The following is a 21,203-nucleotide window of genomic DNA, read 5'->3' as shown; positions in this document are numbered from 1 at the left end:
CGGTCTCAGGTAATGAGATCGGATCCAGGAAGTTTTCGAGACGTTTACGGGGCTCCGCCCTCTTCGGGGCGGAGCGTGCCCTCGATCACCGTGACGGCCTCCCCGAGGAGCAGGACGCGGTCGCCCCGCACCTGGACGCCGACGTCGCCTCCGCGCGCCGAGGCCTGGTGGGCGCGCAGGTCCGTACGGCCCAGGCGCCCGGCCCAGAACGGTGCCAGCATGCAGTGCGCCGACCCGGTCACCGGGTCCTCCGGAACGCCGACGGCCGGGCCGAAGAACCGCGAGACGAAGTCGTAGGAGGAGTCCGGCGCCGTGACACAGATCCCCCGGGCGTCGTAGCCGGCGAGCGCGGACAGGTCCGGGGTCAGCGACCGCACGGTTTCGGCGTCGTCGAGGACCGCGAGGATGTCGTTCTGGACGTTGCGCCCGGTCCAGGACGGCGACGCGCCGAGCGCCTCCGCCAGGCCCGCGGGCGGGTCGATCCGCTCCGGCGGGCAGGCCGGGAAGTCCATCACGAGCAGGCCGCCCTCCCGCCGTACGGTCAGGACGCCGCTGCGCAGGGTGTGGAAGCGGATCGGCCGGTCCTCCGGCACGGCGCCCGTCTCGTACAGCACGTGGGCCGCGGCGAGCGTCGCGTGCCCGCACAGGGCGACCTCGACCGCCGGGGTGAACCAGCGGAGCTCGAAGTCGGCGCCGGAACCGGCGATCGGGCGCGGGAACGCGGTCTCGGAGAGGTTCAGCTCCATCGCGACCCGCTGCATCCAGGCGGAGTCGGCCGGAGCGGCCAGGACGCAGACCCCTGCGGGGTTGCCGGCGAACGGCCGGCCGGTGAACGCGTCGACGACATGGATCCGCATGCCGTCACCCTAGGGTCTGTCTCGAGGTCCCCGTCCGTAGCGAGCGGTGTCCAGGCGGCGCGTCGCAAGGCGGAGGAGGGAGTCAGCCTGGTGTTGGCTGGCGACTCTTGCCGGGGTCCCCGCGGAAGCGTGCCGGGCGGCGGAGCCGTTCGGCACGGTTTCGTGGGGTGGGGGCGACAACGCGGCGAGGCGTCGTCTGGGCGCCGCGCAGTAGGACAGCGGGGCTTCGAGACAGGCCCTGGGACCGCGTCAGGCCCGCCGGGCGAAGGAGTCGGTGTCCGCCTGGTCGCCGCCCTCCTGAGGGGCGTCCGTCCGGGGGACGCTCGGCTGGGGGGCGTTCGCCACGAAGACACCCCAGCGCCGCGGCCGGGCCACCACCCAGCCGAGGATGAATCCGACACACAGGCACGCGAGGACGAGGAAGATGAAGTTCAGCCACATGATGGCCTCCCAGCGGGAGAGCAACCGGCGGTGTCGTCTTCGGCTTCGACCCGCCGGGCCGCGCGCCGCCTGCCGCGCGGACGGTCCGACGTTAACGCCGCCCCTTCCGGTGCTGTGTGCAGGTTGACGCGATCTAGTCCAAGGTGACTAGCGTCACACCACCCGGTTATGGCGCCACCCGCCCGGACGCCACTCGCAGGGGCCGCCGTGCCCGGCCGGCGCGGTCGCGTGCGGCCGGCGCCGCGGCCCGCGCCTTTACATTGTAGATCAACAGCGGGAAGCGAAGATCGCCGAGAGGTCGTACTCTGGCGCGGTGACCGAACGGCTGCCGATCTTCCCGCTGGGGGCCGTGCTCTTCCCGGGGCTCGTCCTGCCCCTGCACGTGTTCGAGGAGCGCTACCGCCTCCTGATGAGCGATCTGCTCTCCGGTGAGGAGCCGCGCCGGTTCGGAGTGGTCTCGATCGAACTCGGCCACGAGGTCGGCCCCGGAGCCGCCCGCCGGCTCGCCCCCGTGGGCTGCACGGCCGAGGTCCGCGACGTACGGGAGCACGAGGACGGGCGGTACGACGTCGTCGCGACCGGCGGCAGCCGGTTCCGCGTCGAGGACGTCGACGACTCGCTCGCCTACCTCCGCGCCGAGGTGACCCTGCTGCCGGAGGAGGACGGGCCGGGCGCGCAGGACGCGGTCGCGCCGGTGACCGGCCAGTTCCGGCGCTACTGCGACCGCCTCGTCTCACACGGCGCGGAGGTCGCCGACCTCGACGACCTGCCGGCCGACCCCGGGTCGCTGTCCTACCTCGTGGCGGCCTCGCTGGTCCTGGACCGCTCGGACAAGCAGCGTCTCCTGCAGGCCGACCACGCCGCGGCGCGGCTGCGGTTGGAGTACGAACTGCTGAGGCGGGAGAATCTCCTGCTCGAGACGTTCCCGACCGTGCCGGCGTCGGAGTTCCTCGGCGGAGGCGTCAGTCCCAACTAAGGAGTCACGGCGGATGGGATCGAAGAAGAGCGGCGGCAAGGGCACGCCCGCGACCGTCGCGGCGACCCGCGCCGGGATCGCCTTCACCCTGCATCCGTACGAGCCCGGCGGCGGTGAGGAGTCCTACGGCGAGGCCGCCGCGGACGCCCTCGGGGTGCCGCACGACCGGCTGTTCAAGACGCTCGTGACCGAGGTCGACGGCGACCTCACCGTCGCGGTGGTGCCGGTGTCGGCCACGCTCGACCTCAAGGCGCTCGCCGGCGCGGCGGGCGGCAAGCGCGCGGCCATGGCCGACCCGGCGGCGGCCGAGCGCGTGACCGGGTACGTCCGCGGCGGCATCAGCCCGCTGGGCCAGCGCAAGAGGCTGCCGACGGTCGTGGACTCCTCCGCGTCAGGGTTCCCGACGATCTACGTCTCCGCCGGACGGCGGGGCCTGCAGATCGAACTGGCCCCCGCCGACCTGGTCACCCTGACCCAGGCCACCACCGCGGGCATCGCCCGCGGTCGCGCGTGACTCGCGCCGGGCGACGTCCAGCGCCTCGAGCAGCCCGAACACCACGAGCGCGATCAGCGGCCAGGCGATCACCACTCCGACCGCGTGCAGGCCGAGCGCGCCCTTGGCCGCCGTGCCGTCACGCGCCGTCCGCACCACGTGCTGGAAGGAGGACCGCCCGACCATGCTGCCGGCCCACCACGCGATGAGCCCGGCGGCGGTGCCGCCGACGCCGAGCGCGGCGAGCAGCCCCATCTCCCGCAGCCGTCCGGCCAGGACGTAGGCGACGACGCCGCACAACAGGCCGGCGCACGCCGTCAGCACGGCGAACCAGCCGTCCGCGGCGATCAGGGTCTGGCTCTCCGGGTCGCCGAGGAGCGCCTTGCCGCCCGCGATCACGTACGTCGTGCGCGGCGCGACCGTGGTCCACAGCAACCCGGCGGGAACGCCGAGTACCGCGATCACGAGAGTCGCCGCCACTCCGATCCGAAGCTGGCCGGCCATCCGTACTTCCCCCCGCCTCTCGCTGATGATCGCAGCGTAGCGCGTGCCCACCGGTCGTTCCCCGGCCCGAGCCGCCCCGGAGACCACCCGGAACCCGGCCCGTCGCGCGGTAGGGCATGGGGCTCCGGCGGTCTCTGAGATAGTGTGCCCGCCATGTCTGGATTCAGCCCGGCGTTCGACCGGCTGGGAGCGGCGTACGCGGCGATCTCGGCCCAGCAGCAGGAGGCCCTCGTCGACTTCCTGCCCGCCGCCGACTGGAGCGCCGACCTGGCCACCGGCACGTACACGCAGGGTGAGGTCACGCTGAAGGTCGCCCTTCTCGGCAGCTACGCCGAGGAGAACCGCAGCTGGCTGTGGGGGTGGGCGAACCCGCAGTTCGGCCCCGACCACCCGGCGGTCGTGAACCCCACGGCGATCGGGGCGCGCCTCGCCATCGCCGAACTGACCGCACGGGAGCTGGACCTGTCCTGGTACGACGGTCCAGCGCGCAGCGGCGGCGACATCGTGGCGATGGCCGCCACCGGCCTGATCGGCTCGCCGGGCACGATCCCGGGCAGCTACGAGGGCGGTGTGGCCTACTTCGCCATCCAGGACGCGTCCGCTCCGGTGCCCGGCTGGGACTCCCTCACCGCCCCCCGGATGATCACCAGCGGGCTGACGCTCTTCCCGGCCGACCACCGGCTGACGGTGTCGCGGTTCTTCAGCCACCACCGGCTGACCTTCCGCGAGGACGAGACGTCGATCGTCGCGGCGCTGCCCGAGGGCGGCACCTGCGTGGCCGAGTTCGACGAAGAGGACCGGTTCGTCTCCCTGTCGATGGAGCTGATCGCGCGCTGAGCCGCCGTTGGGCGGAAAATCGCTGGACCGTTCCCCGGCGGCGACCGTACTCTGCGGGCATGTTCGGCATGGCCGCGTTCTGCACGCCCGCGCACTTCGATGCGCCGGGCGCCGCGGTCGTGCTCTCCGACGGCCTGCGACGCTGACCCTCCTCCGCCCCGTCCTTCGAGAACCCGCGGAGGAGGGTGGCGCGGCGGTCCCCTGACCGCCCTGGTTCTCACGTCCATCTCTTCTGACGCGAGGACATCACCATGGCCAAGCGGTTGTACGAACGCGGCAAGCCGCACCTCAACATCGGCACGATGGGGCACGTCGACCACGGCAAGACCACGCTCACCGCGGCGATCACCGCGGTGCTGGCCCGGCAGGGGCTGGCGAAGGTCGTGCCGTTCGAGGGCATCGACCGGGCCCCGGAGGAGCGGGACCGCGGCATCACCATCAACATCGCGCACGTCGAGTACGAGACGCCGACCCGGCACTACGCCCACGTCGACATGCCCGGCCACGCCGACTACGTCAAGAACATGGTCACCGGCGCGGCCCAGGTCGACGGGGCGATCCTGGTCGTGTCCGCGCAGGACGGCGCGATGCCGCAGACCCGTGAGCACGTCGTGCTCGCCCGGCAGGTCGGCGTCCGCCACATCGTCGTGGCGCTCAACAAGGCGGACACGGCCGAGGATGCCGAACTGCTGGACCTGGTCGAGCTGGAGGTGCGGGAGCTGCTGACGCGATACGGGTTCCCCGGTGAGGAGATCCCGGTGGTCCGGGTGTCCGGGCTGCGGGCGCTCGAGGGCGACCCGTACTGGGTCCGGCGGATCGAGGACCTCCTCGCCGCGGTCGACGCGTACGTGCCGGTGCCGGCGAGGATCCTGGACCGGCCGTTCCTGCTGCCGATCGAGAACGTCCTGACCATCACCGGCCGCGGCACCGTCGTGACCGGGGTGGTCGAACAGGGCACGGTCCGGCTAGGCGACCACGTGGAGGTGGTCGGCCTGGGCGCGACGCTCGCCACGGTCGCCACCGGTCTGGAGACGTTCGGCCAGACGATGGACCACGCCGAGGCGGGTGACAACACGGCCGTGCTGCTGCGCGGCGTACGACGCGAGCAGGTACGCCGTGGGCAGGTCGTGGCCGCGCCGGGCGCGATCCGGCCGCACACGCGGTTCCGGGCCGAGGTGTACGTGCTCGGCACGGAGGAGGGCGGCCGCAGCGGCCCGTTCTTCTCCGGGTACCGGCCGCAGTTCCACCTCCGGACGACGGACGTGCCCGGCGAGATCGAACTGGGCGAGGGCGGCATGGCGCTGCCCGGCGACACGGTCACCATGACCGTGAACCTGGGCCGCGCGGTGGCGCTGGACGAGGGCCTGGGCTTCGCGATCCGCGAGGGCCGCCGCACGGTCGGCGCCGGCACCGTGACCGCCCTGCTCGGCTGAGAAGGCCCTGGGGACCCCGCTCCGGCGGGGTCTCCGGGTGCGGTGCTACAGGCCGAGGTCGTCCAGCTCTTTGAGCAGGTCCGCGCGTGAGCCGGGGGTCGTGCCGGACGGGAGGGGGCGGGTGCCGCCGTCCGGCGTGGTCGGCTTGGTCGCCCGGGGGCGGCGTTCGCGGAGGATCCAGCCGCCCGCGATGCCCGCGATGAAACCGAACAGGTGGCCCTGCCAGCTGATGCCGCGGTGCGGCAGCAGGACCGCGAACTGGTACGCGAAGCACAACGCCATGACGAGCCCGACCGCGATGTCGATCCGGTGCCGGTCGAAGAAGCCGCGCACGATCACGTACCCGAAGTAGCCGAACACCACGCCGCTCGCACCGGCCGTCACGGTGCCCGGGCCGGAGGTCAGCCAGGCACCCAACCCGCTGACCAGCACGATCAGCACCGTGAGGCTCAGGAACTTCTTCACGCCGCGGAAGGCGGCCAGGAAGCCGAAGATGAACAGGGGCCCGGAGTTGCCTTCGATGTGCGCCCAGCTCAGGTGCAGGAACGGCGCCGTCAGCACGCCCGTGAGACCGGTGACGTCCCGCGCGTGGATGCCGTAGTGCAGGCTGAGCCCGTAGCCGTCCGCCCAGTTGACCGCCTGGACGACCCAGATGACCGCGAGCACCCCGACCATCACCCAGAACGCCTTGAGCGCCTCGGCCAGCACCGCCTCGGCGTCACCCGGCCGTCCGTCACCGCTGCCCATGTTCACCGTGCCTCTCCGGCCGAAGCAATCCCTCCCCGAAAGATAGCCCCGCCGGGGACGGTCGCGCGCGCCGGACGAAGACCGGGTCAGACGGTGGCGCCGCGGTGTTCGGGAAGGACGGCGCGGCGGACGGCGTCGGCCGCCCAGTCGTCCGCGGTCCTCTCCCGGATGCGCGTGCCGAGGACCCGCCAGTCGCCCGAGGTGGCCAGCAGGACCTTGGCCAGGCCCGCCGCGGCGGCGAGGGCGCCCAGGGCGAGCGTCCGGGCGTCGGGTGTGACGCTCGCGGTCGCGGCGTCCACCACCCGCTGGTGGGCCTCCCAGAGCGAGACGATGTCGCGCACCGGATACCAGGTCTCGGGGAACAGGCCGTAGTTCCGGTGTTGGTCGATCTCGACCTGCCCGGTGTCGACCATCCGCTTGAGCAGGCGGTCGGTCAGGCCGGTGCCGCGCAGCCGGGTGACCCACGCGAGGGCGGTACGGGGCGTGTCCGCGATCGCGTCGAGCAGTTCGTCGAGGACCGGGTCGCCGGTCGGCGGTCCACCGGACGGCACGAGGACGGACCCACCGGCCTCGTCCACGGTGACGCGACCGGTCAGGGCGAGTTCGGACAGCAGCCCGCCGACCACCCCGCAGTCCATCGCCGTCGGAGCGATGCGGCACTTGCCGCGGATGTCGTGAGCGAGGAGCAGCAGTTCCTCTGCCAGCGTCTCAGGCACGTTCGGAACGCTAAACGCCCCGGCTGTCGGCTCGGTAAACAGCGGGCAAAGTGTTTCAGGCGGGGTCCGGCGACACGATATGGCCTCGTCGTATCCGGACCGACAGCCCCGCCGCGATCAGGCAGAGCGCGCCCGCGCCGTACCACGCCGCCGCGTAGTCACCGAGCTGGTCCCGTACGACGCCGGCGGCCTCGGCCGCGATCGCCGCGCCGACCTGGTGCGAGGCGAACACCCAGCCGAACACGATCGGCCCGGACATGCCGAAGTTCTCCCGGCACAGGGTGACGGTCGGCGGCACGGTCGCCACCCAGTCGAGGCCGTAGAAGATGATGAAGACCAGCATGCTCGGGTGGGTCGTCCCCGCGAACAGGCTCGGCAGCACGAGCAGCGAGCAGCCGCGCAGCGCGTAGTAGACGCCGAGCAGCACCCGTGAGTCGACGCGGTCGGTGAGCCACCCGGAGAAGATTGTTCCGGCGACGTCGAAGACGCCGACGAGCGCCAGCAGGCTCGCGGCCGTGGTCTCCGGCATGCCGTGGTCGTGCGCGGCGGGGATGAAGTGGGTGCCGACCAGGCCGTTGGTGGAGGCTCCGCAGATCGCGAAACTTCCGGACAGCAGCCAGAACACCGGGGTTCGCGCGGCCGTGTCGAGCATGCCGAGCGCGTTGCGCGCCGCGCCGGTCGACCGCACCTTCGGCACCTGCTCCGTCGCGCCGTACGGGAGCACGCCGACGTCGGCGGGATGGTCGCGCAGGAACAGCACGACGAGCGGCACGACGGCCAGGGCGGCGACGCACACCGTCACCGAGGCGGACCGCCAGCCGTACGCGTGGGTCAGGTTGGCCAGGACCGGCAGGAACACGAGCTGGCCGGCCGCGCCCGCCGCGGTGAGCACGCCGGTGACGATGCCACGGCGCGCGACGAACCAGCGGCTCGTCACCGTCGCGACGAAGACCATCGCCATCGACCCGGTGCCCAGGCCGATCAGCACGCCCCAGCAGGCGATGAGCTGCCACGGCGCGGTCATGAAGACGGTCAGCCCGCTGCCGACCGCCACGAGCAGCAGCGCGGCGGAGACCACCTTGCGCATGCCGAACCGGTCCATCAGCGCGGCCGCGAACGGCGCGGTCAGGCCGTACAGGACCAGGTTGACCGAGACGGCGGCGGAGATCGTGCCGCGCGGCCAGCCGAAGTCCTGGCTCAGCGGGTCGATGAGCACTCCGGGTGTGGCGCGGAATCCGGCGGCGCCCACCAGGGCCACGAGTGCGACCGCCGCCACGACCCAGGCACGGTGCACCCGCGGGCGCGTCTTGGGCGGAGTGTCAGGGATTGTCGCAGTCACCCGAGGATCCTCGTACAGGCCGGGCCCGGCGGACGAGTGGCCGGAGAGCCATCATGAGCAATAATCGGGCCATGACCCCCCATGAGATCGTCGTCCTCGCGCTGAACGACGTCGTGGCGTTCGACCTCGGTGTGCCGACGCAGATCTTCGGCGGGGCCCGTGACGGCGACGACCGGCGGCTCTACCGGGTACGCGTCTGCACGCCGGACGGTGGTCCGGTCCGCACGTCGGGCGGCTTCCTGGTCCAGCCCTGCGTGGGGCCGGAGGCGATGGCCGAGGCCGACACGGTGGTGGTGACCGGCATCCACGACGGCGCGGCGCTGACGGAGGGCCGGCTGGAGCCGGTCGTGACCGAGGCCCTGGCCCGGCGGCGTCCGGACGCGCGGCTGATGTCGATCTGCACGGGCGCGTTCGTGCTCGCGGCGGCGGGAGTCCTCGACGGTCGCCGGGCCGCGACGCACTGGCGGCACGCCGACCGGTTCCGCGCGCTCTATCCGAAGGTGCGGCTGGACGCCGACGTGCTGTTCGTCGACGACGGCGACGTGCTGACCTCGGCGGGCGTCGGCGCGGGCATCGACCTGTGCCTGCACGTGGTCCGCCGCGACCACGGCAGCGAGGTGGCCAACCGCGCCGCCCGCCGCTCCGTGGTGCCGCCCTGGCGCGACGGCGGGCAGGCCCAGTTCATCGAACGGCCGCTGCCCGACCCGACCGGCACCTCGACCGCCGCCACCCGCGCCTGGGCGCTGGGCCACCTGGACGAGCCGCTGAGCCTGGCCCGGCTGGCCCGGCAGGCGGGCATGAGCGTACGGACGTTCACGCGCCGGTTCCGCGAGGAAACGGGGGTCAGCCCGGCGCAGTGGCTGCTGGGCCAGCGGGTGGAGGAGGCGCGCCGCCTGCTGGAGACGACGGACCTGCCGATCGACCGCGTCGCCGTCCGCGCCGGCTTCGGCACGGCGACGTCGCTGCGCCAGCACCTGCACGCGGCCGTGGGCGTCTCCCCGACCGCCTACCGCCGGACGTTCAGCCGGGACGCGGCCGAGGTCCGGGCCGACGCGGCCCGATAACCGGTTGGTGGGGCGGAGGCCGGTCCGTTACAACGGACGTCATGCTCCGCAAATACCCGCGAACCCCTCACATCGAGGGGTCGCGGCTCCAGCCCGGTGACTTCGACCTGGCCGCCGTGCCGTTCGCGGAGATCGCCGGACGGTACCTGGTAGTGGAGGAGAAGCTGGACGGGGCGAACGCCGCGATCAGCTTCTCGGCCGACGGCGGGCTGCGGTTGCAGAGTCGGGGGCACTACCTGACCGGCGGGCCGCGCGAGCGGCAGTTCGGTCCGCTGAAGGCGTGGGCGGCGACGGTCCAGCACCTGCTGTGGCCCCGGCTCGGCGACCGCTACGTCATGTACGGCGAATGGCTCTACGCCAAGCACACCGTCTTCTACGACGCGCTCCCCCACTACTTCTGCGAGTTCGACGTGCTGGACCGGCGGGAGGAGGTGTTCCTGTCGACGGAGCGCCGCCGCGCGCTGCTGGCCGGCACCCCCGTGGTGTCGGTGCCGGTCCTGCGCACCGGCCCGATCGACCGGCTGGAGACGCTGACATCGCTGGTCGGCCCGTCGACCTGCCGGACGCCGGGCTGGCGGGACGCGCTGGCCGAGGCGGCGGCGGAGGGCTGCGCCGACCCCGATCAGGTGCTGGCCGAGACGGACCTGTCGGAGGAGATGGAGGGCCTCTACGTCAAGGTCGAGGAGAACGGCGAGACCGTCGGCCGCTACAAGTGGGTACGCCCGGGGTTCCTCACGGCGGTGCTCGACTCCGGCAGCCACTGGCTGGACCGGCCGATCGTGGCGAACCGCCTGACCGACCCGGAGGCGCTCTATGCGACCGTTCGCTGACCTGTGCCCCGCGCCGCCGCACTGGACCGTGCCCTGGGCCGCGATCGAGGCCGCGTTCGCGTGGGTACGGCGCATGTCCGGGGTCCCGCAGGACGCCGAACACCACGGCGAGGGTGACGTCGCCACTCACACGCGGATGGCCTGCGAGGCGCTCGCCGCGCTGCCGGAATGGCGGGCGCGCCCGGCCGCCGAACGGGTACGGCTGTTCGCGGCCGTGCTCCTGCACGACGTCGCCAAGCCGTACTGCACGAGGGATGACGCCGACGGGCGGATCACCGCCCGCGGCCACTCACGGCGGGGCGACCTGATCGCCCGGCGGGTGCTGTGGGAGCTGGGAGCCCCCGTGGCCTGGCGGGAACACGTGGCCGCGCTCGTCCGGCACCACCAGGTGCCGTTCTGGGCGCTGGAGCGTCCCGACCTGGAGCGCATCGCGTTCCGGTCGAGCCTCCTGGCGCGCAACGACGACCTCGCGATCCTGGCGACGGCCGACATTCTCGGCCGGATCTGCGGGGACGCCGCGGAGGTGCTGGAGAACATCGCCCTGTTCCGTGAGTACTGCGCCGACCAGGGCTGCCTGGACCGGCCGCGCCGGTTCCCGTCCGAGCACGCGCGTTTCTGGTACTTCCGCACGCCCGGCCGGGATCCGGGCTACGCGGCGTACGACGACACCCGGATGACCGTGACCGTCCTGTCGGGCCTGCCGGGTTCCGGCAAGGACCACTGGATCGGCGAGAACGGCGCGGGGCGGCCGGTGGTCAGCCTCGACGCGCTGCGCGCCGACCTCGGGGTGGACCCGGCCGGCGACCAGCGTCCGGTGGTGGACGCGGCGTACCGACTGGCGCGGAAGCACCTGCGGGCGGGCCGGCCGTTCGTGTGGAACGCCACCAACGTGTCCCGGCAGCTCCGCGACCGGTGTGTCGGCCTGGCCGCGGGCTACCGCGCCCGCGTCGAACTGGTCGCGTTGGAGGCGCCGCCCCAGGTGCTGCGCGAGCGCAACCGGGCGCGCCGCGCCCCCGTGCCCGAGCCGGTGATCGACCGCCTGATCGGCCGGTGGGAGGCCCCGGACCCGACCGAGGCCCACGCCGTCCGGTGGGTCGTCACCGGCTGAGACCTCAGGTCAGGCAGGCCGGGCCGAGGAGCTGCTTCAGGTCGCCCATCAGGGCCGGGGACGCGGTGACGCGAAGCTTGTCGTCGAGACGGACGACCGTCGTGCGGGGACCGTTCTGCAACTGGAGGTGGACCTCGGTCTGGCCCGGGTGGGTGCCCAGGACCTCCTTCAGCCGCTGCACGACCGGCGGGGTGACGCGGGCGACCGGCAGCGACACCGTCAGGGGACGGCCCGCGTCGCTGACGGTCAGGTCCGGCTGGGTGACCTCCATCGCGATCAGCTTCGCGGTGTCCTCGCGCTTGTCCAGGCGCGCCTTGACGACGATGATCGCGTCTTCGGCCAGGAGCGTGGAGCACAGCTGGTACGCCGAGGGGAAGATCATCAGCTCGATGGCGCCCTCGAGGTCCTCCAGGACGGTCAGCGCCCAGGAGTCGCCCTTCTTCGTGATCTTGCGCTGCAGGCCGGTGATCAGGCCGCCGACCGTGACGATCTGGCCGTCGGGGCGCTCGTCGGCGGTGAGGGCGGCGATGGAGCAGTCGACGTTGGCCGACAGGATGTGCTCGATGCCGAGCAGCGGGTGGTCGGAGACGTACAGGCCGAGCATCTCGCGCTCGAAGGCCAGCAGCGTCGTCTTGTCCCACTCCCCCGCCGGGATGGCGACGTCGAAGGTCGTGTCGACCACGCCGTCGTCGGCCCCGCCGAACAGGGAGTCCTGCCCGATCGCCTCGTTGCGCTTGATGTCGATGATCGCGTCGATGGCGGCCTCGTGCACCATCACCAGGCCCTTGCGCTCGTGGCCGAGGTGGTCGAAGGCACCGGCCTTGACCAGCGACTCGACGACGCGCTTGTTGCAGACCTGCGGCGGCACCTTGCGCAGGAAGTCCTGGAAGTCGGTGAAGCGGCCCTTCTCCTTGCGCGAGGCGATGATCGCGTCGACGACGTTGCCGCCGACGTTGCGGATCGCGGTCAGGCCGAACAGGATCTCGGTGTCGCCCTTCGGGGTGAAGTCGGCGTCGGACTCGTTGACGTCGGGCGGGAGCACCTTGATGCCCATGCGGCGGCACTCGTTGAGGTAGAGCGCGCTCTTGTCCTTGTCGTCCTTGACCGAGGTGAGCAGCGCCGCCATGTACTCGGCCGCGTAGTTGGCCTTGAGGTAGGCGGTCCAGTACGAGACCAGGCCGTAGCCGGCGGTGTGCGCCTTGTTGAAGGCGTAGTCGGAGAAGGGCAGCAGGATGTCCCACAGCGCCTTGATCGCCGCGGCGGAGAAGCCGTTGGACTTCATGCCGGACTCGAAGGTGGCGTACTGCTTGTCCAGCTCCGCCTTCTTCTTCTTGCCCATCGCACGGCGCAGCAGGTCGGCCTGGCCGAGCGTGTAGCCCGCGACCTTCTGCGCGATCGCCATGACCTGCTCCTGATAGACGATCAGGCCGTAGGTCGTGTCGAGGATCTCCTTGAGCGGCTCTTCCAGCTCGGCGTGGATCGGCGTGATCGGCTGCTGGCCGTTCTTGCGGAGCGCGTAGTTGGTGTGGGAGTTGGCGCCCATCGGACCGGGCCGGTAGAGCGCGAGGGCGGCGGAGATGTCCTCGAAGTTGTCGGGGCGCATCAGCCGCAGCAGCGAGCGCATGCCGCCGCCGTCCAGCTGGAAGATGCCCAGGGTGTCGCCGCGGGCCAGCAGCTCGTACGCCTTCTTGTTGTCGAGCGGCAGCTCGAGCAGGTCGATGTCCTCGCCCTTGTTGAGCTTGATGGCCTTGAGGCAGTCCTGCATGATCGTCAGGTTGCGCAGGCCCAGGAAGTCCATCTTCAGCAGGCCGAGCGTCTCGCAGGTCGGATAGTCGAACTGCGTGATGATGACGCCGTCGCTGTCGCGGCGCATGATCGGGATGTGGTCGGTCAGCGGCTCGGCCGACATGATCACACCGGCGGCGTGCACGCCGGTCTGGCGGATCAGGCCCTCCAGACCCTGCGCCAGATCCATGATCTGCTTGACGTCGGTCTCTTCTTCGTACAGCTTGCGCAGCTCACCGGCCTCGCCGTAGCGCGGGTGCTTGTCGTCGAAGATGCCCGACAGCGGGATGTCCTTGCCCATGACCGCGGGCGGGAACGCCTTGGAGATGCGGTCACCGAGGGCGTACGGAAAGCCGAGGACGCGGCCGGCGTCCTTGATCGCGGCCTTCGCCTTGATGGTGCCGAAGGTGGCGATCATCGAGACCTTGTCGGCGCCCCACTTCTCGGTGACGTAGCGGATCGCGTCGGCGCGCCCACGTTCGTCGAAGTCCACGTCGATGTCGGGCATGGACACGCGGTCGGGGTTGAGGAACCGCTCGAAGATCAGTCCGTGCGGCAGCGGGTCGAGGTCGGTGATGCCCATGGCGTACGCGACCAGGGAGCCCGCCGCGGAGCCACGGCCCGGGCCCACCGCGATGCCGTTGTTCTTGGACCACATGATGAAGTCGGCGACGACGAGGAAGTAGGAGGGGAACCCCATCTGGCAGATGACGTCCATCTCGTACTCGACCTGCTTGCGGTGCTCCTCGTCCACCCCGTCGGGGAAGCGCCGCTCCATGCCCGCCCACACCTCTTTGCGGAACCACGACTCCTCGGTCTCACCCTCGGGGACCGGGAAGCGGGGCATGAGGTTGCGGAACTCGAACATGCCGGTCGAGTCGACCTTCTCGGCGACCAGCAGCGTGTTGCGGCAGCCTTCGGCCCAGATGTCGGAGGTGTCGATCGCCCGCATCTCGTCGGCGGACTTGAGGTAGTAGCCGGAGCCGTCGAACTTGAACCGGCCCGGGTCGGCGAGCTGCTTGCCGGTCTGGATGCACAGCAGCGCGTCGTGCGCGGCCGACTCGGCCTCGCGCGTGTAGTGGGAGTCGTTGGTGACGACGGGCGGGATGCCGAGCTTCTTGCTGATCTCGATGAGGCCGTCGCGGACCCGCTTCTCGATGGACAGCCCGTGGTCCATGATCTCCAGGAAGTAGTTGTTCTTCCCGAAGACCTCCTGGTATTTGGCCGCCGCGGCGAGCGCCTCGTCGAAGTGGCCGAGCCGCAGCCGGGTCTGCACCTCGCCCGACGGGCAGCCGGTGGTGGCCATCAGGCCGGCCGAGTGCTCCTGGAGCAGCTCGAAGTCCATGCGCGCCCACTTGCGCACGAACCCCTCGGTGTAGGCGCGGCTGGTGAGCTTGAAGAGGTTGTGCAGGCCCACTTTGTCGCGCGCCCAGATCGTCTTGTGGGTGTAGTGACCGCCACCGGAGACGTCGTCGCTCTTCTGGCTGGGCTCGCCCCAGCGCACCGGCTGCTTGACGAAGCGCGACGTGGGCGCGACGTAGGCCTCGATGCCGATGATCGGCGTGACCTCGGCGGCGGTGGCCTGCTTGTAGAAGTCGTACGCGCCGTGGGTGTTGCCGTGGTCGGTCATCGCCACCGCGGGCATGCCCTGCTTGCCGACCTCGGCGAACATCTCTTTGAGACGGGCCGCACCGTCAAGCATGGAGTACTCGGTGTGCACGTGTAGATGCACGAACGAGTCACTCATGCGCGACGCCTCCTCAGGGCATGCGGCAGCAACGCGTGCCGGGGGACACGCGCCGTCGTCGCAGGGTTCGTTGTCTCTTGCACCACCGGTCGCACGGCGGTCCCAAGAGCCTAACGGGTCCCACCGACGAGTTCGGGACTCGACACTCAAGATGTCCGAAACGCCGCGTTCGCGGGCGTGATCACTCCCGTAACGACCCGCGCACGCTCCGGCGTCTTGTATGGTCAGGCCCATATTCGGGCATCAAGCCAGTCCGTGCGAACGGTGAATCTCGGAGGCGGGACGTGTCGAGGACGATGGATCCCCCGGGCACGCTCGCCGGCGACCCGGGACATGAGGGCGACGAGGACTACGCCAAGTCGCTGAGCAACCGCCAGGTCCGGATGATCGCGATCGGCGGCGCCATCGGCGTCGGGCTGTTCCTCGGCGCGGGCGGCAAGCTCGCCGCGGCCGGGCCCGGCCTGATCCTGTCGTACGCCGTGTGCGGGATCGCCGCCTTCTTCGTCATGCGGGCGCTCGGCGAGCTCGTGCTGCACCGGCCCACCGCGGGCAGCTTCGTCTCGTACGCGCGGGAGTTCATCGGTCCCTGGGCGGGCTTCGCCAGCGGCTGGCTCTACTGGCTCAACTGGGCGATGACCGGCGTCGCCGAGACCACCGCCGTGGGGATCTACGTCCACCGCTGGCTGCCCGGCGTGCCGCAGTGGATGGTCGCGCTGGCCGCCCTGGTGGTCCTGCTCACCGTGAACCTCCTGTCCGTACGGCTCTTCGGGGAGCTGGAGTTCTGGTTCTCCGTCATCAAGGTGCTGGCGATCGTCACCTTCCTGGTCGTCGGGCTCGGCCTCGTGCTGACCGCCGCCGGCGTCGGGCACGAACACGCGAGCCCGGCGAACCTCACCGCGCACGGCGGCTTCCTGCCGCGCGGGCTGCCCGTCGTCCTCATGAGCCTGCAGGCCGTCGTCTACGCCTACTCCGGCATCGAGATGGTCGGCATCGCGGCCGGCGAGACGCAGCACCCGCGCCGGGTCATGCCCCGGGCGATCAACGGGGTGATCTGGCGGATCGGCATCTTCTACGTCGGCTCGGTGATCCTGCTCGCCATGGTGCTGCCCTGGACCGCCTACAGCGCCGGGGAGAGCCCGTTCGTGACCGTCTTCTCCCGGCTCGGCGTACCCGGCGCCGGCGACATCATGAACGCCGTCGTGCTCACCGCGGCCCTGTCGTCGTGCAACTCCGGCCTGTACGCCACCGGCCGCATCCTGCGCTCCCTGTCGAGGCGCGGCGAGGCCCCGGAGTTCGCCGGCCGGATGAACGCCCGGCACGTGCCGTACGGCGGGATCCTGTTCACCGCGATCGTGCTGACGCTCGGCGTCGGGCTCAACTACGCGGTGCCGAAGATGGCCTTCGACATCGCCACGTCGGCGTCCGCCCTCGGCGTCGTCGCCGTCTGGGGGACGCTGGTGTGGTGCCAGCTCCGGCTCCGCGCCGCCGCCAACCGCGGCGAGGTCGCCCGGCCCTCCTTCCGCATGCCGGGCGCCCCCGTCACGAACTGGCTGACCCTCGCCTTCCTCGCCGTCGTGGTCGTGCTGATGCCGTTCGCGGACGAGGCCAACCAGATCGCGTTCTGGTGCCTGCCGGTGGTGGTCGTGGTGCTGTTCGCGGGCTGGCGCGTCGTACGCCGGCGGCTCACGCCGGCGACAGGTCCCGTTCCTCCGACGCCTGCAGGCCCGCCTCGATCACCGCGGTCATGATGCGGGCGATCCGGTCGGCGCCGAGCCCCGGCGCGCGCGCCGCCATCGCCTCGACGATCTGACGCTCCCGGTCCAGGTCGCGGCCGGCGAAGCCGCCCACCGGCTTGAGCCGCTGCACCAGCCCGGCCAGCTCGGCGCGGCGTTCGAGGAGCGTGGCGAGCGCCGCGTCCACCCGGTCGATCTCGGCGCGCGCGTCCACGACGGTGGCGGGCTCGCCGTCGGCGAGCAGCGGTGCGAGCAGGGCCGCGCGGGCCCGCGCCTCGGCCACCCGCCCGGCCTCGGCGTCCTCGCCGAGCAGCAGGCCGTGCGCCCCGGCGGACAGGGCCGCCGTGGCCAGCGCCGGGTCGGACGACACGTCCACGAACACGGGCCGGCGGCGACCGGCCTCCCGCACGAGGGCCAGGTCGAGGGTGTGGTGCGGCAGATGGGTACGCGTTCCGGTCTCGCAGAGGACCACCTCGTGGTTGCCCTCGGCGACGCAGTACTCGGCGGCCGACAGCCACTCCTCCAGCGTGGCCGCCGGGGCCCGCTGGATCACCACCGGACGGCCGGTACGGGCGACCGCGCGTAGCAGCTGGAAGTCCTGCATCCAGGCCGCGCCGACCAGGACGCCGTCGGCGTGCTCGGCGATCGCGGGCAGGTCGAGGGCGGAGAACGGCTCGACGAGCAGCGGCCCGGCGTACGCCCGGCGCAGCGCGGTCAGCTCGGCGGCGGCGTCCGCGCGGCCGTGGCGGTGGCGGAGGCTGATCATCGCGACGTCCGGCTCGGCGGCGAGCCCGGCGATGATGACGGCGCCGCCCGGATCCAACAGGTTCATGGTGTGTCCCTTCGGGCGGCCCGCCCTCCGGAGACGAGCCGCCCACGTGTGTCGTGGAAAAAGCGAAAGGCAGAGCCTCGTGGGGCTCTGCCTTGTGCCGGCTCGGGAGGTCGCCGCGGTCAGGTCACGGCGACCGGCTCACCCGGAGCCGGCGACGTAAACGCGAAATAGCGACGATCCATGTGCCGATGGTAACCGGCCGTGCACCTTGAGCGCCATCTACCGGAACCGTCCGTCTCGTTATTTGAGACGGACGGGAGGATATCCTCCTGGAATGGACCGGGAAGTAGCGAAATACCGGCAACATCCCACGGAGCCCGGCGTCGACCTGCTCAGCGCGCGCTTCGTCACCCACCGCTACACCCGGCACGCGCACGCGACGTACACGATCGGGCTGATCGAGTCCGGGGTCGAGGAGTTCCAGCACGCCGGGAGCCTGCTGCGGGTGACGTCGGGCCAGGTGGCCCTGCTGAACCCGCAGGTGGTGCACACCGGCCAGGCGGGCGTGCCGGAGGGCTGGCGCTACCGGGTGCTGTACCCGGCCGTGGACCTGGTGCGGGAGGTCGCCGCCGAGCTGGGCGCGCCCGGCGGCACGCCGCACTTCCCCGCGACGGTCGTGGACGACCCGGCGGTGGCCCGCCTGCTGCGCTCGGTCCACGCCAGCGCCGCGCGCGGCGACGCCCTCGCGTCGTCGTCCGCGCTGCGCACCGCGCTGGCCTCGGTGCTGAGACGGCACGCGGCCCGGCCGCCCCACGCGGACGACGAGGGCGCGGCGCCCCGGGCGGTGCGCGCCGCACGCGACCTGCTGCACGCGCGGCCGGACGACCCGCCGTCGCTGGACGAGCTCGCGGCGGCCGTGGGGAGCCGCCCGTTCGTGCTGCTGCGCGCGTTCCGCGCGGCATACGGCCTGCCGCCGCACGCGTATCTGACGAACCTGCGCGTGCAGCGGGCACGGGCCCTGCTGGACGCGGGCCTGCGTCCGGCCGAGGTGGCCACCGTGGTCGGCTTCACCGACCAGGCCCACCTGACACGCCACTTCAAACGCGTCGTCGGCGTCCCACCCGGCGCCTACGCCCTCGGCCGCACCGCCTGAGACCCCCGGCCTCTGCGCTTGCACGAGCCGATCATCCGGCCGCTCGCGCCGCTGCGCACGCGTTCCCCACGGCCGGCGGCCCGCCCCCGCACACGCACCAGCCGAACCTCCACCCCTGACACGCCACCGCGAACGCGCCGTTCGGCGTCCCGCCCACCCTCCGCGGGCGCGCCGCTCGAAGCCCCTCCCGTTCGTGCAATTTCGTGCAAGACGGTGGTGCGGGGCGGTTTCTAGGGTCGGGGCATGGATTCGACGACGCGGCCCGCGGTACGGGACGGGCTGGGTGTGGGGTTCGCGGTCGGGCTGTCCGGGGTGGCGTTCGGCGCCGCCGCGGTGGCCGCCGGGCTCAGTGTCGCGCAGGCGTGCGCGCTCAGCCTGGCGGCGTTCTCCGGGGCCTCGCAGTTCGCGCTGGTCGGCGTGGTGGCCGGCGGCGGGAACCTGATCGCCGGGGCGCTCGGCGCCGTGCTGCTCGGCGGGCGCAACACCCTGTACGGCCTTCGCCTCGCCGAGGCGCTGGGGGTGCGCGGCTGGCGGCGGGCGCTCACGGCGCACGTCGTCATCGACGAGACGACGGCCGTGGCCACCGCCCAGGACGGCCGCCGGGCGACGCGCGCCGGGTTCTGGGCGACCGCGATCAGCATCTTCATCGTGTGGAACGTGATGACGCTGCTGGGCGCGCTGGGCGCCTCACGACTGGGGAACCCGGACACGTACGGGCTCGACGTCGTGGGCCCGGCGGCGTTCCTCGCCCTGCTGTGGCCCCGTCTGCGGAGCGGCGCCGCCGAGCGGCGCGTCGCGGTCCTCGCCGCGCTGGTGGCGATCGCCACCACTCCCCTGCTGCCGCCGGGCATCCCGGTGATGCTCGCCGCGGTGGCCGCCCTCGCCGGCGTGTCGCGGCACCGCCCGCGCGACGCGGCCGACCCCGAACCCGAGCCCGTCCTGACCGGCGGCCGCGGGGAGGAGCGTTCATGAGCTCCGTGGGAGGCCGGAACACAGTGTGTTCCCTGACGGAGGAGTGCTCGTGAACGTGTGGATCGCCCTGCTCGCGACCGGGCTGGGATGCTACGGACTCAAGCTGGCGGGCCTGGTCGTGCCGCAGCGTGTCCTGGACGACCCGCGGATTCGCCGCTTCAGCGAACTGGTACCGGTCGCCCTGCTGACCGCGCTGGTCGTGGTCCAGACACTGGCGAGCGGCCGAACCCTCGAACTGGACGCGCCACGGCTGGCCGGCCTGGCCGCCGCCGTGATCGCCCTGCTCCTTCGCGCGCCGTTCCTGGTGGTACTCCTCGTCGCCGCCGCGCTCACGGCGGGCCTCCGCCTCCTCGGCGTCTGAGCGCCCCGGCGGCGAAGTCGCGGACCGCGCGGAACCGGCTGTCGCTCTGGCCGGGTCAGGCCATGCGCCCCTGCGGTTCCGTCGGACGGGGGGCGTTTCGCGGTCGATCTGGAACCTCGGTGACGAGCGCCGCGCGGCCATTCTGCTAAGGCGCCACCCGTCGCTTTGTAGAAAATTACCTCCTGACTCGATCGTTGACAGCGAAACTTTCCTTCTTCACTCTCAGGGGCACCCAGGCAGGCCTGCCACATCCCATCCCTCTCGGATCTACCGAACGGAGGCAGTCATGGGTTGCTCTAACAGCGGTGCACCCGCCTACGGCGAGATGTCGTGGTTCTGCTGCGGCGCCGCCTGGGGCCCCTGCGGCAGCGCCGGCGGCGGCGCCTGTGGAACCTGCAACTCCAGCTCCCACCAGTGCGCCTGGCCGAACGCCTCGGACGCGTGCTTCAACATCACCCGGCCCGACCAGTGTGGTGAGGGCCTGGCGCGGCGTACGTGCGGCCACGTCTTCTACGTCACCAGCCAGTGCAGCGGTTCGTGCGTCAGCGTCTCGATCGCCGACTGCGGTCCGGACACCAACTCGTTCTGCGGCGAGCGGACCTGCTGCGGCTCGGCCTGCGCCAGCAACCGGCTCATCGACCTGACGCCCTCCGCGTACAGCGCGATCGCCAGCCTCTCCACCGGTCTCTCCCCCGTACGCATCGACAGCTAGCCGGAGGCCCCGCCATGCCCAGTACCGACCGCCGCCGGTTCCTCAGCTCCGCGGTGCTCGGCGGCACCGCCGTCGCCGGCGCCACCGCGCTCGGCTCCCTCGCCCCGGAGACCGCGTTCGCCGCGCCGCGGATCGACCTCGATCCCGGCGCCCGCGACCCGAACTTCGCCGAAGGCCGGATCACCGCGATCAGCGGTTCCCTCCTCAAGGTCTCCGGCTCCGACAAGGCGCTGCACCGCGTCTACGTCACCCACGGCACGAGCGTCTGGAAGCTCCGCCCCACGACGTTCGACGAGATCAAGGTCGGTGACGGCCTGTACGCCCGCGGTGTGAAGATGCCCGACGGCGCGCTCGCCGCCGACGCCGTCTGGGTCAACATCGTCAACCTGGACGCCGCGATCACCGCGATCGACTCGGGCAGGCTGCACCTCGACCACCACGGCAACAAGGTCGTCGGCCACGTGGTGACCGGCACCACCGCCGCGGTCTACAACCACACGCCGGCCATCTCGGACCTGTCCGGGCTCCAGGTCGGCAAGCACGTCAAGGTGATCGGCGCCTGGCGGCCCGACACCAACGAGGTCGACATCGCGACCGTCTACGCCGGGATCTGAGGAGGGAGT

General features: G+C 72.0%; 21 protein-coding genes. 12 read left to right on the top strand and 9 right to left on the bottom strand.

What is annotated here, in order from left to right; genetic code table 11:
- Positions 1-44 precede the first annotated feature (44 nt).
- Positions 45-857 (bottom strand): PhzF family phenazine biosynthesis protein, encoded by an 813-nt coding sequence (locus ACQEV1_RS19875; protein WP_285616815.1) that lies wholly within the window; start codon positions 855-857, stop codon positions 45-47.
- Between the two features lie 249 nt (positions 858-1,106).
- Complete coding sequence (locus ACQEV1_RS19870) at positions 1,107-1,298, bottom strand: hypothetical protein (protein WP_285616818.1); 192 nt, start codon at positions 1,296-1,298, stop codon at positions 1,107-1,109.
- Between the two features lie 313 nt (positions 1,299-1,611).
- Here ACQEV1_RS19870 and ACQEV1_RS19865 point away from each other — a divergent pair, with 313 nt between their 5' ends.
- The 4 genes from ACQEV1_RS19865 to tuf all read left to right on the top strand — a co-directional run bounded on the left by ACQEV1_RS19865 (position 1,612) and on the right by tuf (position 5,541).
- Entirely contained in the window at positions 1,612-2,274 is a 663-nt protein-coding gene (locus ACQEV1_RS19865; RefSeq protein ID WP_433395111.1) for an LON peptidase substrate-binding domain-containing protein, read from the top strand.
- Positions 2,275-2,287: 13 nt separating this feature from the next.
- Positions 2,288-2,788: a Cys-tRNA(Pro) deacylase gene (ybaK, locus tag ACQEV1_RS19860; RefSeq protein ID WP_285566466.1), complete on the top strand. Its 501-nt coding sequence runs from the start codon at positions 2,288-2,290 to the stop codon at positions 2,786-2,788.
- Positions 2,789-3,424: 636 nt separating this feature from the next.
- Positions 3,425-4,108: a DUF6882 domain-containing protein gene (locus ACQEV1_RS19855; RefSeq protein WP_285616819.1), complete on the top strand. Its 684-nt coding sequence runs from the start codon at positions 3,425-3,427 to the stop codon at positions 4,106-4,108.
- Between the two features lie 251 nt (positions 4,109-4,359).
- Complete coding sequence (tuf, locus tag ACQEV1_RS19850; RefSeq protein WP_285616821.1) at positions 4,360-5,541, top strand: elongation factor Tu; 1,182 nt, start codon at positions 4,360-4,362, stop codon at positions 5,539-5,541.
- A gap of 45 nt (positions 5,542-5,586) precedes the next feature.
- On the opposite strand, the gene ACQEV1_RS19845 is transcribed toward tuf, so the two are convergent.
- From ACQEV1_RS19845 to ACQEV1_RS19835, 3 genes are all read right to left on the bottom strand, one after another.
- Complete coding sequence (locus ACQEV1_RS19845) at positions 5,587-6,288, bottom strand: rhomboid family intramembrane serine protease (protein WP_285618845.1); 702 nt, start codon at positions 6,286-6,288, stop codon at positions 5,587-5,589.
- A gap of 86 nt (positions 6,289-6,374) precedes the next feature.
- Positions 6,375-7,004, bottom strand: a complete 630-nt coding sequence (locus tag ACQEV1_RS19840) for a GOLPH3/VPS74 family protein (RefSeq protein ID WP_433395108.1) — start codon at positions 7,002-7,004, stop codon at positions 6,375-6,377.
- 55 nt (positions 7,005-7,059) lie between these two features.
- Positions 7,060-8,343, bottom strand: a complete 1,284-nt coding sequence (locus ACQEV1_RS19835; RefSeq protein ID WP_285616823.1) for an MFS transporter — start codon at positions 8,341-8,343, stop codon at positions 7,060-7,062.
- 71 nt (positions 8,344-8,414) lie between these two features.
- Here ACQEV1_RS19835 and ACQEV1_RS19830 point away from each other — a divergent pair, with 71 nt between their 5' ends.
- The 3 genes from ACQEV1_RS19830 to ACQEV1_RS19820 are packed head-to-tail and all read left to right on the top strand — an operon-like array spanning position 8,415 to position 11,345.
- Positions 8,415-9,407, top strand: coding sequence for a GlxA family transcriptional regulator (locus tag ACQEV1_RS19830; protein WP_285616824.1), 993 nt, complete (start codon positions 8,415-8,417; stop codon positions 9,405-9,407).
- 41 nt (positions 9,408-9,448) lie between these two features.
- Positions 9,449-10,237 carry an RNA ligase family protein gene (locus tag ACQEV1_RS19825; protein ID WP_433395105.1) on the top strand — a complete coding sequence of 263 codons (789 nt, stop codon included), beginning with the start codon at positions 9,449-9,451 and terminating at the stop codon, positions 10,235-10,237.
- Positions 10,221-11,345, top strand: coding sequence for an AAA family ATPase (locus tag ACQEV1_RS19820; protein WP_433395103.1), 1,125 nt, complete (start codon positions 10,221-10,223; stop codon positions 11,343-11,345). The genes ACQEV1_RS19825 and ACQEV1_RS19820 overlap by 17 nt, the downstream gene beginning before the upstream one ends.
- A gap of 4 nt (positions 11,346-11,349) precedes the next feature.
- On the opposite strand, the gene dnaE is transcribed toward ACQEV1_RS19820, so the two are convergent.
- Positions 11,350-14,877 carry a DNA polymerase III subunit alpha gene (gene dnaE, locus ACQEV1_RS19815; protein ID WP_433395101.1) on the bottom strand — a complete coding sequence of 1,176 codons (3,528 nt, stop codon included), beginning with the start codon at positions 14,875-14,877 and terminating at the stop codon, positions 11,350-11,352.
- 284 nt (positions 14,878-15,161) lie between these two features.
- On the opposite strand from dnaE, the gene ACQEV1_RS19810 reads away from it, so the two are divergent.
- On the top strand, positions 15,162-16,625 hold the full coding sequence (locus ACQEV1_RS19810; protein ID WP_285616828.1) for an amino acid permease: 1,464 nt from the start codon (positions 15,162-15,164) through the stop codon (positions 16,623-16,625).
- On the opposite strand, the gene ACQEV1_RS19805 is transcribed toward ACQEV1_RS19810, so the two are convergent.
- Positions 16,561-17,442 carry a chorismate mutase gene (locus tag ACQEV1_RS19805; protein ID WP_433395098.1) on the bottom strand — a complete coding sequence of 294 codons (882 nt, stop codon included), beginning with the start codon at positions 17,440-17,442 and terminating at the stop codon, positions 16,561-16,563. The two genes, ACQEV1_RS19810 and ACQEV1_RS19805, sit on opposite strands and share 65 nt — an antisense overlap.
- Positions 17,443-17,716: 274 nt before the next feature.
- Between ACQEV1_RS19805 and ACQEV1_RS19800 the strand changes: the two genes are divergently transcribed.
- From ACQEV1_RS19800 to ACQEV1_RS19790, 3 genes are all read left to right on the top strand, one after another.
- Positions 17,717-18,535 carry an AraC family transcriptional regulator gene (locus tag ACQEV1_RS19800; RefSeq protein WP_433395096.1) on the top strand — a complete coding sequence of 273 codons (819 nt, stop codon included), beginning with the start codon at positions 17,717-17,719 and terminating at the stop codon, positions 18,533-18,535.
- A gap of 243 nt (positions 18,536-18,778) precedes the next feature.
- Positions 18,779-19,507, top strand: a complete 729-nt coding sequence (locus ACQEV1_RS19795; protein ID WP_433395094.1) for an AzlC family ABC transporter permease — start codon at positions 18,779-18,781, stop codon at positions 19,505-19,507.
- A gap of 49 nt (positions 19,508-19,556) precedes the next feature.
- Positions 19,557-19,868, top strand: coding sequence for an AzlD domain-containing protein (locus ACQEV1_RS19790; RefSeq protein WP_285616831.1), 312 nt, complete (start codon positions 19,557-19,559; stop codon positions 19,866-19,868).
- A gap of 315 nt (positions 19,869-20,183) precedes the next feature.
- On the opposite strand, the gene ACQEV1_RS19785 is transcribed toward ACQEV1_RS19790, so the two are convergent.
- Together ACQEV1_RS19785 and ACQEV1_RS19780 are read right to left on the bottom strand one after the other, a co-directional pair.
- A complete protein-coding gene (locus tag ACQEV1_RS19785; RefSeq protein WP_285566490.1) occupies positions 20,184-20,321 on the bottom strand; it encodes a hypothetical protein in 138 nt (45 codons plus the stop codon).
- Between the two features lie 57 nt (positions 20,322-20,378).
- Positions 20,379-20,549 (bottom strand): hypothetical protein, encoded by a 171-nt coding sequence (locus ACQEV1_RS19780; RefSeq protein WP_285566493.1) that lies wholly within the window; start codon positions 20,547-20,549, stop codon positions 20,379-20,381.
- 45 nt (positions 20,550-20,594) lie between these two features.
- On the opposite strand from ACQEV1_RS19780, the gene ACQEV1_RS19775 reads away from it, so the two are divergent.
- Positions 20,595-21,194 carry a DUF5666 domain-containing protein gene (locus ACQEV1_RS19775; RefSeq protein ID WP_285566495.1) on the top strand — a complete coding sequence of 200 codons (600 nt, stop codon included), beginning with the start codon at positions 20,595-20,597 and terminating at the stop codon, positions 21,192-21,194.
- The last annotated feature ends 9 nt before the right edge of the window (positions 21,195-21,203 follow it).

Origin of the sequence: Actinoallomurus sp. CA-142502 (assembly GCF_050936355.1) — a bacterium.
GTDB lineage: Bacteria > Actinomycetota > Actinomycetes > Streptosporangiales > Streptosporangiaceae > Actinoallomurus > Actinoallomurus iriomotensis.
This window is presented reverse-complemented; position numbering and strand designations above follow the sequence as displayed.

Coding starts and splice junctions, on each gene's coding strand:
- ACQEV1_RS19875 (WP_285616815.1), bottom strand. CDS start 857: ATGCGGATCCATGTCGTCGACGCGTTCACCGGCCGGCCGTTCGCCGGC.
- ACQEV1_RS19870 (WP_285616818.1), bottom strand. CDS start 1,298: ATGTGGCTGAACTTCATCTTCCTCGTCCTCGCGTGCCTGTGTGTCGGA.
- ybaK (WP_285566466.1), top strand. CDS start 2,288: ATGGGATCGAAGAAGAGCGGCGGCAAGGGCACGCCCGCGACCGTCGCG.
- ACQEV1_RS19855 (WP_285616819.1), top strand. CDS start 3,425: ATGTCTGGATTCAGCCCGGCGTTCGACCGGCTGGGAGCGGCGTACGCG.
- tuf (WP_285616821.1), top strand. CDS start 4,360: ATGGCCAAGCGGTTGTACGAACGCGGCAAGCCGCACCTCAACATCGGC.
- ACQEV1_RS19845 (WP_285618845.1), bottom strand. CDS start 6,288: ATGGGCAGCGGTGACGGACGGCCGGGTGACGCCGAGGCGGTGCTGGCC.
- ACQEV1_RS19830 (WP_285616824.1), top strand. CDS start 8,415: ATGACCCCCCATGAGATCGTCGTCCTCGCGCTGAACGACGTCGTGGCG.
- ACQEV1_RS19825 (WP_433395105.1), top strand. CDS start 9,449: ATGCTCCGCAAATACCCGCGAACCCCTCACATCGAGGGGTCGCGGCTC.
- ACQEV1_RS19820 (WP_433395103.1), top strand. CDS start 10,221: ATGCGACCGTTCGCTGACCTGTGCCCCGCGCCGCCGCACTGGACCGTG.
- dnaE (WP_433395101.1), bottom strand. CDS start 14,877: ATGAGTGACTCGTTCGTGCATCTACACGTGCACACCGAGTACTCCATG.
- ACQEV1_RS19805 (WP_433395098.1), bottom strand. CDS start 17,442: ATGAACCTGTTGGATCCGGGCGGCGCCGTCATCATCGCCGGGCTCGCC.
- ACQEV1_RS19800 (WP_433395096.1), top strand. CDS start 17,717: ATGGACCGGGAAGTAGCGAAATACCGGCAACATCCCACGGAGCCCGGC.
- ACQEV1_RS19795 (WP_433395094.1), top strand. CDS start 18,779: ATGGATTCGACGACGCGGCCCGCGGTACGGGACGGGCTGGGTGTGGGG.
- ACQEV1_RS19785 (WP_285566490.1), bottom strand. CDS start 20,321: ATGTTGAAGCACGCGTCCGAGGCGTTCGGCCAGGCGCACTGGTGGGAG.
- ACQEV1_RS19775 (WP_285566495.1), top strand. CDS start 20,595: ATGCCCAGTACCGACCGCCGCCGGTTCCTCAGCTCCGCGGTGCTCGGC.